This window comes from Staphylococcus caprae (assembly GCF_003966625.1).
Taxonomy (GTDB): Bacteria; Bacillota; Bacilli; order Staphylococcales; family Staphylococcaceae; genus Staphylococcus; species Staphylococcus caprae.
Genome location: NZ_AP018587.1, coordinates 207,387 through 220,212, shown reverse-complemented (window position 1 = coordinate 220,212; position 12,826 = coordinate 207,387). Strand labels below are relative to the sequence as shown.

General features: G+C 34.6%; 13 protein-coding genes. 7 read left to right on the top strand and 6 right to left on the bottom strand.

Annotated features, from left to right (window positions below; translation table 11 throughout):
* Positions 1-70: 70 nt before the first annotated feature.
* The 3 genes from JMUB898_RS00895 to pbp4 form a co-directional block, all read right to left on the bottom strand.
* The gene (locus tag JMUB898_RS00895; protein WP_002444755.1) at positions 71-337 is read right to left on the bottom strand and encodes an FmdB family zinc ribbon protein; all 267 of its coding nucleotides are present in this window, start codon (positions 335-337) and stop codon (positions 71-73) included.
* Positions 337-1,530, bottom strand: a complete 1,194-nt coding sequence (gene fmdA, locus JMUB898_RS00890) for a formamidase (protein WP_126501875.1) — start codon at positions 1,528-1,530, stop codon at positions 337-339. The genes JMUB898_RS00895 and fmdA overlap by 1 nt, the downstream gene beginning before the upstream one ends.
* Positions 1,531-1,665: 135 nt before the next feature.
* Positions 1,666-2,844, bottom strand: coding sequence for a penicillin-binding protein PBP4 (gene pbp4 / locus JMUB898_RS00885; RefSeq protein WP_037541757.1), 1,179 nt, complete (start codon positions 2,842-2,844; stop codon positions 1,666-1,668).
* A gap of 312 nt (positions 2,845-3,156) precedes the next feature.
* On the opposite strand from pbp4, the gene JMUB898_RS00880 reads away from it, so the two are divergent.
* Positions 3,157-3,651, top strand: coding sequence for a tubby C-terminal domain-like protein (locus tag JMUB898_RS00880; protein WP_232019002.1), 495 nt, complete (start codon positions 3,157-3,159; stop codon positions 3,649-3,651).
* Positions 3,652-3,843: 192 nt separating this feature from the next.
* Positions 3,844-5,337: an L-lactate dehydrogenase (quinone) gene (lqo, locus tag JMUB898_RS00875; RefSeq protein ID WP_002444761.1), complete on the top strand. Its 1,494-nt coding sequence runs from the start codon at positions 3,844-3,846 to the stop codon at positions 5,335-5,337.
* Between the two features lie 987 nt (positions 5,338-6,324).
* Here the strand turns inward: lqo and JMUB898_RS00870 are convergent.
* Entirely contained in the window at positions 6,325-6,849 is a 525-nt protein-coding gene (locus tag JMUB898_RS00870; protein WP_037541758.1) for a VOC family protein, read from the bottom strand.
* A 261-nt stretch (positions 6,850-7,110) separates the two neighbouring features.
* On the opposite strand from JMUB898_RS00870, the gene JMUB898_RS00865 reads away from it, so the two are divergent.
* Positions 7,111-7,626 carry a YceI family protein gene (locus tag JMUB898_RS00865; protein WP_037541759.1) on the top strand — a complete coding sequence of 172 codons (516 nt, stop codon included), beginning with the start codon at positions 7,111-7,113 and terminating at the stop codon, positions 7,624-7,626.
* A gap of 148 nt (positions 7,627-7,774) precedes the next feature.
* Here JMUB898_RS00865 and JMUB898_RS12730 read toward each other — a convergent pair whose 3' ends face one another.
* Complete coding sequence (locus tag JMUB898_RS12730) at positions 7,775-7,831, bottom strand: type I toxin-antitoxin system Fst family toxin (protein WP_259336301.1); 57 nt, start codon at positions 7,829-7,831, stop codon at positions 7,775-7,777.
* Positions 7,832-7,893: 62 nt separating this feature from the next.
* On the bottom strand, positions 7,894-8,871 hold the full coding sequence (locus tag JMUB898_RS00855) for an SMP-30/gluconolactonase/LRE family protein (RefSeq protein WP_002444767.1): 978 nt from the start codon (positions 8,869-8,871) through the stop codon (positions 7,894-7,896).
* A gap of 315 nt (positions 8,872-9,186) precedes the next feature.
* On the opposite strand from JMUB898_RS00855, the gene trhO reads away from it, so the two are divergent.
* The 4 genes from trhO to pcp all read left to right on the top strand — a co-directional run bounded on the left by trhO (position 9,187) and on the right by pcp (position 12,788).
* Entirely contained in the window at positions 9,187-10,149 is a 963-nt protein-coding gene (trhO, locus tag JMUB898_RS00850; RefSeq protein WP_002444769.1) for an oxygen-dependent tRNA uridine(34) hydroxylase TrhO, read from the top strand.
* A 354-nt stretch (positions 10,150-10,503) separates the two neighbouring features.
* On the top strand, positions 10,504-11,208 hold the full coding sequence (locus tag JMUB898_RS00845) for a DUF969 domain-containing protein (RefSeq protein WP_002444771.1): 705 nt from the start codon (positions 10,504-10,506) through the stop codon (positions 11,206-11,208).
* Positions 11,201-12,127, top strand: coding sequence for a DUF979 domain-containing protein (locus JMUB898_RS00840; protein WP_002444773.1), 927 nt, complete (start codon positions 11,201-11,203; stop codon positions 12,125-12,127). The genes JMUB898_RS00845 and JMUB898_RS00840 overlap by 8 nt, the downstream gene beginning before the upstream one ends.
* A 22-nt stretch (positions 12,128-12,149) precedes the next feature.
* Positions 12,150-12,788: a pyroglutamyl-peptidase I gene (pcp, locus tag JMUB898_RS00835; RefSeq protein WP_002444775.1), complete on the top strand. Its 639-nt coding sequence runs from the start codon at positions 12,150-12,152 to the stop codon at positions 12,786-12,788.
* Positions 12,789-12,826 lie beyond the last annotated feature (38 nt).

The following is a 12,826-nucleotide window of genomic DNA, read 5'->3' as shown; positions in this document are numbered from 1 at the left end:
AAAACCCTCGCTAGATAGTGATATGACCCCCAATAGTGTCATTATTTAGCGAAGGTTCTTATTTTAGCGCTTAGTGTCCTGCCATCCAAGGTCTTCCTTGTGTGGCTTTTTTACGTTTATTTGTCGGCAACTTATCTTTAGTAACAACACGAGGTTGTTGACCTTTTTCAATACGTTGCTTTAATTTCCCATCCATTTTATAAGTTTGAAAAGCGTTAAATACTCGTGTAGATGTGTCGCCACAATGTGGACAATATGCATATTCATGTTGTTCATTCATGGATTGTCTCATTGTAAATGGCCCACACGTTGAACAATCATAAGTATATTTTGGCATTATTCATCAGGCTCCAAACTCGGTACAATATCGTCTTTAAATATCTCTCTCGGAATCGCAATCGTACAGCAGGCATTCGGAACATCTACGATACCGGCAACTGTGCCTTGCACTGGCGCTGTACCTAGTAGCATATAAGCTTGTTCTCCAGTGAATCCTCGTGTTTTTAAGAATTCAATCGCATTAAGCACTGCATTTCTGTATGCAGTGGTCGCATCATTATATTTTTGTTCACCTGTAAATTCATTTACAGAAATACCTTCGAAGACAATATAATCATTATAATTCGGTAGAAGTGAACCTGGTTTGAATGTTGGGTTTTTCTTAATATGGTATTTTTCCATCCCATTTTTAATGACATTCACGCGTAATTCAATCCATCCTGGCATTTCAATACCACCACAGAATGTAATTTCTCCATCACCTTGAGAAAAATGTAAATCACCTACAGATAATTTGGCACCTTTAACATGAACTGGGAAGTAAATTCGAGACCCTTTTGATAAATCTTTGATGTCACAGTTGCCCCCATTTTCACGAGGCGGAACTGTACGTGCGCCTTCTTTAGCTACACGATTAAAATCTCTTCCTTTAAGCGTACCTAATACTGCCGCATCCTCAGTAGGTAAATTCGCTAACACAGGTTCACGGTCCGGATCTGTATCGACAAGCGCACGTTCACGACGATTCCATTCGTCTAACATTTCTTGAGAAGGTGCCACTCCGATTAACCCCGGATGGATAACCCCTGCAAATTCGACTCCTGGAACATGTCGACTAGTAGCATAGATTCCATTGAAATCCCAAATAGACTTGGCTGCATTAGGATAATGGTCAACTAAGAAACTGCCTTCATTCGTTTTATCAAAGATACCGTTAAATCCCCATTCATGTTCAGGAAAAGTTCCGATGTCTAGAATATCAACGACAAGTAAATCTCCTGGTTCGACACCATTCACATACACAGGACCACTTAATACATGGACACGATTCAAATTGACATATTTAATTTCATTCGCGTCATCATTATTTCCTACTTGTCCATCAGTCCAGTCTAAACATTCCATTCTAAATGATTCTCCAGGTTCTACTGAAAATGCTGCCGGAATATCTGGATGCCATCTGTTATGTCCTGGATGCGCTTGTTGATCCATTGTCTTGTTTAAATCAATACTAAATAACTTTTTAGGCATGGGCCTAACCCCCTTGTATGAAAGTTATAACGCTTGATGATGTCGGAACATTCTGTCAATTGAATATTAACATATTACATGTAAGTATTAGTACAAATATGGTAAAACGCTTACATTAAACTTCAAAATAATAGGTTATCGCAAAAACAGATGCGATAACCAACTTAATATACCTTTACTTTTTTTATCAGCTTTGACTGAAGGATATGAAGCGCCCTCGAGATAATTTCGTTTATAGTGAACATATGCGTTACCTTTACTATTAATGGCGATATACCATTTTTGATGTTTAGGAACAACGTCATATAAATCTTTCTTCACATCATATGTTGTACCATCAATCTTGTGCTCTCCTTTGGATAAAACCTTTTTATACTCGTATTGTTTACGATAATACTTCATCATATCATTCGCAATTTCATTACGTGTAAGTTTAGCTGTTTCACTTGGATAAGGCGACACATCTAGAATCGTTTCATTCAGCCTTAAACGATGTTGTTTATTCGTCAAAGCTAAACTATATCCTGAATCACTTGTTCCTGTTTTCAAACCATCAGTCCCTTTATAATACTTAGGCTGCCCTTTTAAAGATAAGTTTGTAGATTTAAACGTTTGTCCTTTTTGAGTTTCTGACGTTTTTTTAGTAATTTTCAGTATTTCCGGATGATTTTTTAACATTTCATACATCATTATATTCATATCTTTGGATGTACTTTGCGTCTTACCTTGGTTTTTATACTTTTCAGGGGCACTAGGTCCTAATAAATGAGTATCTGCCCCTGTAGGACTTGTATAGTGGGTATGATTCATATGAAATTGCTTTGCTTGTTGATTCATTTGATCTGTAAAAGTAGACGTCGATTTCGATACCTTTTCTCCTAGAATTAAAGCAGCAGCATTACTAGATGCTAAAGCAGTTTGACTTAAAATTTCTTTAACTGTATAGATTTGACCAGCTTTTAAGGGAACTGAGGATAGGTTAGATTTTCGAGATAATTGCGCCTGTTGGTTAGTAATTTTTACTTTATCGTTCATATGTAGTTTTCCAGATTTTACAGCATCTAGTGTCAAATACATTGTCATCATTTTAGTTAAAGAAGCAGGGTCTACTTTTTTATTTTCATGATAACTATATAGTATTTGACCTTGTTCTGTTGAGAGTGTTAAAGATTGAGGTTCGTATGTGCTTGAAATTTTCGTATTATCTTTGTTCTTTAATAAAGAGGTTGGTTTTTCCACTGCAAAACTTGGAGAAGCTGATAATAATGTGACCACGCATAACACGCCTGTCACGCTTAGTATTCTTTGAAACATCATATCACCTGATTTTATTTTATAAATTTCCCAATTATGTATGTACCTTGCATATAATACTTATATCAAGTTTAACGCAACTTTTCAAAAAATACTGAATGCACTATTGCATATGTTCAGAAACATTATTATATGTTTGTATTTAATTTAAGATACTTTGCGAAGTGGAAGCACGTGCTCGTCTAATTCCCAGGGTGTTTTGTTTTCTCTTAAATAAAATCAATTTTAAACTTTTCGCTAGTTGTTTTATTTTCCATGAGAATAGGGAATATACATTTATTGATAATTCTAAAAATCGAAGGTTGATGACGAATGATTAATTACACACTCAGCAATTACTTTGATACAAGATGGAAGACAATGTACAACGATGGAGATCCTTATTTGTACATAAGAAAAGCTTATCCGAATCCATTTATCAAAGGTTTAGACATTATTATTCCTCAAGCAGGCATCTATACGTCTTATGTTGTTAGAGATTTGGAGAAAAATATTATTTTCACTTCTAAATGTATACCAAACTTTAGAAATTTCAGAGAAATTCATTGTAATTATAGAAACACAAAAATTGATATGAAAGAGTTTACGTTGGTTAATAAACCGGTTAAGTTCACTTATGATAATGAAGACTATTTTATTAAAAAAATGAGCCCAGAAACTTGTATCATTACAAATTATGAAAATGAACAATTATCACATTGGGCTAAAAATGAGGGACAAGTGAGTTTTCATATCTTAGATGAGCGTAGCAAACCAATTGAAGAATTATTATTAATTCTGTCACACACATTGATGAATAAAATTTAGACGATTCATTATCTGAACGCACAGACTATTTTTTGTCTAATCAATGGTCATATTGTGTCCAAATTATTACAAAATGGAATAGGTGTTATTGAAAATATGTATTTTTGTTATAGAAATACAGCACTTATAATAAGAGTCAGCGCAATAATTTAATTATTTTTGCACGAAATCTTTTTAGAAAGGTGAGCAAAAATGCCTAGCAACAAGTCAAAAAACATAGTGATTATTGGCGCTGGTGTCTTAAGTACGACATTTGGTTCTATGATTAAAGAATTAGAACCTAATTGGAACATCAAACTCTTTGAACGTTTAGATCGTCCAGGTATCGAGAGTTCTAATGAAAGAAACAATGCCGGTACAGGACATGCTGCGTTATGTGAGCTGAACTATACAGTTCAACAACCTGATGGTTCAATTGATATCGAAAAAGCGAAAGAAATCAATGAACAATTTGAAATTTCTAAGCAATTCTGGGGACACCTCGTGAAAAGTGGCAACATTGATAATCCTAGAGAATTTATTAATCCCCTTCCTCACATTAGTTTCGTAAGAGGTAAGAATAACGTACAATTCTTGAAAAATCGTTACGAAGCAATGCGTAACTTCCCAATGTTCGACAATATTGAATATACAGAAGATATTGAAGAAATGAAAAAATGGATGCCATTAATGATGAAAGGTCGTACAGGCAATGAGATTATGGCAGCCAGTAAAATTGATGAAGGTACAGATGTGAATTACGGTGAGTTAACACGTAAGATGGCTAAAAGTATTGAACAGCACCCTAATGCAGAAGTTCAATATAATCATGAGGTCATTGATTTTAACCGACGTCAAGATGGTACATGGGAAGTGAAAGTAAGAAATCGCAACAACGGTTCTGAAGAAACTGTATTAGCGGATTACGTCTTTATTGGTGCTGGTGGTGGCGCTATTCCACTATTACAAAAAACTGGTATCCCTGAAAGTAAGCACTTAGGCGGGTTCCCTATTAGCGGTCAGTTCTTAATATGTACCAACCCTGCAGTTATTAATGAACATGACGTTAAAGTTTACGGTAAAGAACCACCTGGCACACCGCCAATGACTGTACCTCATCTCGATACACGTTATATTGATGGTGAAAGAACATTATTATTTGGGCCTTTTGCGAACGTTGGGCCTAAATTCTTAAAAAATGGTTCTAACTTAGATCTATTTAAATCTGTTAAACCATACAACATCACAACTTTACTTGCAGCTGCTGCTAAAAATTTACCTTTAATTAAGTATTCAATCGATCAAGTATTGATGACTAAAGAAGGTTGTATGAACCATCTACGCACGTTCTACCCTGAAGCACGTGACGAAGATTGGCAATTATACACTGCAGGTAAACGTGTTCAAGTTATTAAAGATACGCCTGAGCACGGTAAAGGATTCATTCAATTTGGTACAGAAGTTGTTAACTCTGAAGATCACTCTGTCATTGCATTATTAGGTGAATCACCAGGAGCTTCAACTTCAGTTTCAGTAGCGTTAGAAGTTTTAGAAAGAAACTTCGCTGATTATGAAAATGAATGGAAACCTAAAATACAAAAAATGATTCCATCATATGGTCAATCTCTTATCAATGATATTCAATTAATGAGAGAAACACGTAAACAAACATCAAAAGATTTAGAATTAAATTATTATGAATCTTAATAATTAACCATTTCCCTACAAAATATTAAGATTCTATAACGGGTTATCCCCCCTTAACCCAAAACCTTTAATAAATATTGTAAAATTTTGAAGTAACTTTTAAACTAACAAAAGTTGAAATTAATTTAACCTTATTCCCTATATCCCTTTCGGAGAGAGCCAACTTCGAAAGGGATTATTTTATATAAACTTGGCAACAAAGTAAAATTAAGTAAGAGGGTCGCTTATTTTAACGACGTGTTGATTTCAGTCTCATTTTAACTGCGTCTTAATGTATAAAAGACAAGCATCACAATATGAAGAAGCCCAAAACCTATTATTCCTAAAAATACAATAAATGAAAGGTTATCAAAAGGCTTAAAATAGTTTACTGCCTCTTTCCAATTTATAAAATAGTCACTACATTTCCACGATATTAAAATCCCTAAAAGTCTACTTATTAAAATGATGAAATAGCTCTTCAGGTCGAATGAAAAACAACCCAAAATAATCAAAATAATAATAAATGGTATGTAACCCCACATTGTATACGTCTTATAATCTACAATCATGCCAATGAATTCAATCGGTATTAAACTTAAGATGATCCATATGCCACGTTTAATCGATATCATTGAAACACACCTCCACTTATTAAGAACGTATCATTTTAATGAATGAAATAAAACTAATCTTAAGACAAAAAATTCACTCATCGTATGACGAGTGAATAAATTGGAAATTTCAGGAGAATTAAATTATAAAAAAGAACGATAAGATAAAAGTGGAAAGTTGCTTTTATGTCTGAGGTAATGAAGAATAGTCTTTGAATGCATAAAGAATAAATGTCCATGGACGAATATGTACATTTATCTATGTGCAAACCACTCATTATCTATCGTTCTAAAATCGTAATAATTACGATTTAAAATTATATTACTTCCTCTTATCTTTAAAGTCAATTAAAAACTTGTTTGGTCTTTAAAATGTCATTTCTGTTTAAATCTCTTATTCCTCTGGCGTAAACACTTCCGCCTCACTATCTGGAGGATAATAAAATCCATTAGGAACAGTTTGTAATTCGATAAGACTTCCCCAAGGCGTTTTAACATAAACTGTTTGGTTTCCATCAGTATCTTCATATCTTGTATTGCTATGTGACTCAGATATAGGCTCCCCGCCTGCCGATCTTACTTTTGCGACAGCCGCTTCGAAATCATCCACATAAAATGAAATATGAGTATAACCCACATCTTGTAACGATTCAGGCCCTCGTTGTTTTGCATTTTCAAATTCAAACATTTCTATATTAGGCCCATTCCCAAATACCATCATCCGTTTGTGAACAATTTGAACACCTTTACCTATGCCAAGGATGTGTTCGACATGCTTACCTCCCCGCGGTTCTTCGTCTTTTCTTTGACTATCATATGCAATTTTCCCATCTAAACCTTTTTTGAAAAATTCCGTAGCCTCTTCTATATCAGGTACTGTTAAACCAATATGATTGATACCTCTTGAAATATCTTTCATACCCATTCACCTCTCTATAGTTCAATTTAGAAATCATTTATCACAACGATTATTCCCTACATCAATCATCCCCACACATAGTTACATTTGAACACAATTGATAATTTATATCCAAAAAGGATAATTAATAAATAGAAGGCGTTAAAAAAATTTATCCAACATCATACTTATCTATTGCAACTTGACCACCCTAGTATTATAATATTTATATCAGGTATAAAAATTATACCTAAACATAATAAAAAAAGGGGCAATTATTTTATGACACAATTTACATTTGATCCAGTACACAGCGATATTCAATTCCAAATCAAACACTTAATGGTTTCTAAAGTAAAAGGTACATTCACACAATTCGATGTTCAATTAGATGGAGACATTAATGACTTAAGTTCACTAAAAGCAACTGCAACTATCATTCCAAGCTCAATCGATACTCAAAATGAAGATAGAGACAATCACTTAAAATCTGGAGACTTCTTCGCTACAGATGAAAATGATAAATGGACATTTGAAACTAAAGAAATATCAGAAAATAAAGTAACTGGCGATTTAACTATTAAAGGTGAAACACATGAAGAAACATTTGACGTTGAATTTAATGGCGTAAGCAAAAATCCTATGAATGGTGCGCAAGTAACAGGATTCATCGTTACTGGTACAATCGATCGTGAAAAATATGGCATCAGCTTCAACCAAGCTTTAGAAACTGGTGGCGTAATGTTAGGTAAAGACGTAAAATTCGAAGCATCTGCTGAATTCAGTTTAGAAGATTAATAGAATGCAACATCACTATCATTTTACATTGCAATATGTTACACATGGTGGTATAATACATTTATAAATTAGTTCCATTAGCAACACCAAACCCCTCACTACCGTCGCTTATAGTGAGGGGTTATTTAATGGTGGGCTATAGCGTCGCTTATTTTTTATTACGATTGTCTAGCCAAAACTTAAATATCGTAACAATGCATCCTATAGCCCAATTTTTAATTTACGCCTTTTTTAATTTACTTTTTTCTTCCAAAAACAAACTTAGGGTTATTGAAATTGATAACTCTGATGTCCTTTGGCAAATCCATTTACTGTGTAAATCATTGAACCACCTTCAGAACCATTCTCAATATCATTCGTACAAATTAACAATTGATTCGTACCAGGAATAAATTGTGGATGTGTTGAACGTAGCATTTTACCCTCATCACGGCCTGGCATTAGAATTTGACCAATCGGGTAACCTTTTTTATTAAAGACTAAGACACGTCCTTGACCATACATTGCTACATAAAGGTTGTCATCACTATCGATACAGCATGAATCTGGACCTTCATGTCCTGTGAAATAATATGGAATCGTCGCTCCAAACGGTGCGATAGTCACTCCATCTTCTTCTAATTCAATACGATGTAGACGATTGGTAGTTGTTTCAGTAACCCATAGTACGCGTTCATCAGTACTTAGCGCTACACCATTTGCTACGGAGATATTTTGAATCACTGGTGTGATTGACTTAAAGTCCGGAGAGACATAATATACGCCCCCAAGAGGCTTCGTAGAGTATCCTCTGAAGTCAGTGAAATAAAAGCCGCCTTTACTATCGAAGACCATATCATCAATACAATATTCTGTATTCAATTCAGAAACGATTTCCTCAAATTGTTCTCCTTCCTCATTAGTCGCAAAGATGCCCCCAGTAGTTTTAAAATCGCCTAAATAACATACAAATAAACGCCCGTCTTTATGAAATTTGATTGCTGCAGGATTTGTTTTTTCAGATACAAATGAACGTGAAACCTCTTTCGTAGAAGGATCTACCTTAAAAATATTTCCTTCAAAGACATCTAATAAAAATAAATGGCCTTCACGATTAAAGTTTAACCCCTCTAACTGCAACCCTCTATCTGAAATTTTCACCCAAGGCTCTGCTGTAACGGTTTGCAACTCATTTTCAGATACAATTGGCGCAACACTTGCAGATTTCCCAATATATTTTAATGTAGGCAAGTCTTGATTATTCATTATTCAAACCCCTCTTTCTCTTTTTAACACTTTGTTACTATTTTATAAGAACTTATGCTAATTGTCATTACAACGACATGATATCGCTTACATTTAAATATTTTCTCTCTGAAAATGACGTGCAATATAGGCTTACATTTTCAAAAAATATCATCTTTAAGAATGATTTATGTGCTAGTATATTGAAACTCTTTATCATTTTGGTACAATATTATAATGGTAAAAATGTAAACAGCATCAATATTTATAAGCTTATGACATTTATATAAATTATCGTCCCTATATAGAGAAGAATTGAAAGAGGAGAATGTAAGAATGGATTATAGAGTACTTTTATACTATAAATACGTAACAATCGATGACCCCGAAACATTTGCTGCAGAACATTTAGAATTCTGCAAAGAAAATAATTTAAAAGGTAGAATCTTAGTTTCTACAGAAGGCATTAACGGTACTTTATCTGGTACAAAAGAAGATACAGATAAATATATTGAACATATGCATGCAGATGAACGTTTCGCTGACTTAACCTTCAAAATTGACGAAGCTGAAGGTCATGCATTCAAAAAAATGCACGTTCGACCAAGAACAGAAATCGTTGCTTTAGGTTTAGAAGATGATGTAGACCCTCGCGTAACAACAGGTAAATACTATTCACCTAAAGAATTTAAAGAAGCTTTAGAAGATGAAGATACAATTATCTTAGATGCACGTAATGACTATGAATTCGATTTAGGCCATTTCCGTGGCGCAGTTCGTCCTGACATCACACGTTTCCGCGACTTACCTGAATGGATTCGTAATAATAAAGATCAATTAGATGGTAAAAATATTGTGACATATTGCACTGGCGGTATCCGTTGCGAAAAATTCTCAGGTTGGTTAGTTAAGGAAGGTTTCGAAAATGTAGGACAATTACATGGCGGTATTGCAACTTACGGTAAAGACCCTGAGACTAAAGGTGAATACTGGGATGGAAAAATGTACGTTTTCGATGAACGTATTAGTGTTGATGTGAACCAAGTTGAAAAAACTGTTATCGGTAAAGAACACTTCGATGGCACACCTTGTGAACGTTATATTAACTGTGCAAACCCAGAATGTAATAAACAAATTCTTGTTTCAGAAGAAAACGAGGAAAAATACTTAGGCGCATGCTCATATGACTGCGCAAAACATGAACGTAATCGTTATGTTGCAAAACATGATATTAGTGATGAAGAATGGAACCGTCGTTTAGAAAACTTTAAAGATGTTCCAGAACATGCACATGCTTAAGTGATAATTACTTTAGCCCTTAAAATGAGTTGACTAGAATTCATTTTAAGGGCTTATTTTATATCCATATTCCGATGCGCTATTTATAATTAAACATTTCGTCATAAATTTTTTACATTGATCCAAGAATTCGATATTTCTCCCTCTTGTTATTTATAATTTGAAAGTTTTATTACTTTAATTTGTCACAAATTATTACACTTTTTCTAATTTGTTTTATCTTCTCTTTTTCAATAAATATAGCTATGCTAATATTAAGAAAATTAAAACTTATTTATTAATTTCTTTCCGTAGCTATTGTTTTAAACAATGTATAAAAATGGAAAGAGATTATCGTAACAAAGGAGCGTTTTTATGGAATGGATTAAATTGATTGGTATTTTAATCATTATTATTGGCTTTATCCTTAAGTTCGACACCATCGCAATTATTTTGATTGCAGCTGTAACAACAGGTCTTGTTGCTGGTATGGATATAGTCGAAGTGCTATCTACACTTGGCAAAGCCTTTGTCGATCAACGTCTCGTAACGCTATTTATGCTTACTCTCCCGATGGTTGGTTTGATTGAGCGTTTTGGATTAAAACAACAAGCATCAAAACTCATTAGTAACGTCAAGAAAATTACCACCGGGCGACTTCTTACTTTATATTTAATTATTCGTGAAATTGCTGGTGTTGCTTCAATTCGTGTCGGAGGTCATCCTCAATTCGTTAGACCTTTAATTAACCCAATGGTTCAAGGTGCCCTTCGTACGCGTTACAACCTATCCGACAAAGACGTTGATAATAAAGACATTGAAAAGTTAAAAGCTGAAGCTTCGGCAATGGAGAACTATGGTAACTTCTTCGGACAAAACTTATTCGTGGGAGCTGCTGGTGTCTTACTTATGGTTGGCACATTCCAAACGCTCAACATCAAAGTCAACGCGTTGAGTTTAGTACTCGCGTCAATTCCAATTGCTATTATCACTTTGGTTCTCGTGTGGATTAAAAATATTCTACTCGATCGCTATTTCAATAAAAAATATGGACATAAAGAGGTAAAAGATCATGAGTGAAACAACCTTAAATCATATTTTAGAAATCTTCTACATCCTTATCGGGCTGCAATTTTTATATACTGCTTATCGTTCTTTACGCTCAACTGATAAATCTAAAAGTTTAGGTACTGCGGCATTCTGGACGATACTGGCTATACTTTTCATAGGTGGTCCTTATATTCCAAACGTGATTAACGGTATGCTCGTTCTATCTATGGGCGTGTTGACCCTTTTCAAGCAAGTAAAAATTAAAAATATTATCGACGTCACGGATAAGGAAGCAGAAAAGGGATCTGCCAAGTATGGCAATAAACTCTTTATTCCTGCAGTTGTCTTAGCAGTGGTAGCAGTCATCGTCTCGAACTGGACGCCTCTAGGTGGAGCCATTGGTCTTGGCGTGTCATCTGTAGTTGGATTGATTACAGCGCTATTGATTATTAAACCCAAGCTATCATTCACATTATATGATAGTGACCGTTTAACACAACAAGTTGGTACAACTGGCATCCTACCTCAGTTCTTAGCGGCACTTGGCGTGCTCTTTACTGCAAGCGGTGTGGGACAAGTAATTTCAAAAGGGATTTCCTCATTCTTACCTGAAGGCAATCATCTTATCGGTGCCATAGCCTATATTCTAGGTATGGTACTCTTTACAATGTTGATGGGTAATGCCTTTGCTGCCTTTACAGTGATTACCGCAAGTATCGGCATTCCATTCGTTATATCACAAGGCGGAGATCCTATTGTTGCTGGTGCACTCGCAATGACAGCTGGTTTCTGTGGAACACTACTCACACCTATGGCCGCAAATTTTAACACCTTACCCGTTGCGTTATTAGAGATGAAACAAGAGTTTGGTGTCATTAAAGCACAAGCCCCTATCGCACTCGTATTAATTGTTATTCATATTGCATTGATGTATTTTTGGGCATTTTAAATATTAAAGGAGGTCACAAATTATGAAAATTCTAGTTACAGCATTTGATCCTTTCGGAGGAGAAAAGATGAATCCAGCTTTAGAAGCAGTCAAACAATTAGATGATACTATCGGCGATCATAGCATCACAAAGTTAGAAATCCCGACAGTCTTTCATGAATCGAAAGAGGTCATTTCTAAAGCCTTAGCTGAAAATGATTTCGATGTCGTCTTAGCAATTGGTCAAGCGGGAGGTCGATTTGAAATCACACCTGAACGTATTGGTATTAACATTGATGATGCACGTATTGCAGATAATAAAGAAAATCAACCTATTGATGAAGTCATTCAAAAAGATGGCCCACCAGCTTACTTCTCAAATTTACCTGTAAAAAAGATGACAGAAGCAATTCAAAATGCCGGTGTACCAGGTAGATTATCAAATACTGCTGGAACATTTGTATGTAATCATGTTCTATATCAATTAGGTTATTTAGCTGACAAATCATATCCAGGTTTGCGATTTGGTTTCATTCATGTACCATTTATTCCAGAACAAACGATTAATAAACCGGACAAACCTTCAATGTCTATTCATACAATTGTTAAAGGATTAACAGCTGCAATCAAAGCAATTGATACCCTTGAAGATAAAAAAGTCGCATTAGGAGAAACACATTAATTATATTTTCAACAACAAAACAAGCGATGAATGCATAC

What these genes read in the sequence shown, in the direction of transcription:
- JMUB898_RS00895 (WP_002444755.1), bottom strand. Translation starts at nt 337, where the DNA reads ATGCCAAAATATACTTATGATTGTTCAACGTGTGGGCCATTTACAATG.
- fmdA (WP_126501875.1), bottom strand. Translation starts at nt 1,530, where the DNA reads ATGCCTAAAAAGTTATTTAGTATTGATTTAAACAAGACAATGGATCAA.
- pbp4 (WP_037541757.1), bottom strand. Translation starts at nt 2,844, where the DNA reads ATGTTTCAAAGAATACTAAGCGTGACAGGCGTGTTATGCGTGGTCACA.
- JMUB898_RS00880 (WP_232019002.1), top strand. Translation starts at nt 3,157, where the DNA reads ATGATTAATTACACACTCAGCAATTACTTTGATACAAGATGGAAGACA.
- lqo (WP_002444761.1), top strand. Translation starts at nt 3,844, where the DNA reads ATGCCTAGCAACAAGTCAAAAAACATAGTGATTATTGGCGCTGGTGTC.
- JMUB898_RS00870 (WP_037541758.1), bottom strand. Translation starts at nt 6,849, where the DNA reads ATGAAAGATATTTCAAGAGGTATCAATCATATTGGTTTAACAGTACCT.
- JMUB898_RS00865 (WP_037541759.1), top strand. Translation starts at nt 7,111, where the DNA reads ATGACACAATTTACATTTGATCCAGTACACAGCGATATTCAATTCCAA.
- JMUB898_RS00855 (WP_002444767.1), bottom strand. Translation starts at nt 8,871, where the DNA reads ATGAATAATCAAGACTTGCCTACATTAAAATATATTGGGAAATCTGCA.
- trhO (WP_002444769.1), top strand. Translation starts at nt 9,187, where the DNA reads ATGGATTATAGAGTACTTTTATACTATAAATACGTAACAATCGATGAC.
- JMUB898_RS00845 (WP_002444771.1), top strand. Translation starts at nt 10,504, where the DNA reads ATGGAATGGATTAAATTGATTGGTATTTTAATCATTATTATTGGCTTT.
- JMUB898_RS00840 (WP_002444773.1), top strand. Translation starts at nt 11,201, where the DNA reads ATGAGTGAAACAACCTTAAATCATATTTTAGAAATCTTCTACATCCTT.
- pcp (WP_002444775.1), top strand. Translation starts at nt 12,150, where the DNA reads ATGAAAATTCTAGTTACAGCATTTGATCCTTTCGGAGGAGAAAAGATG.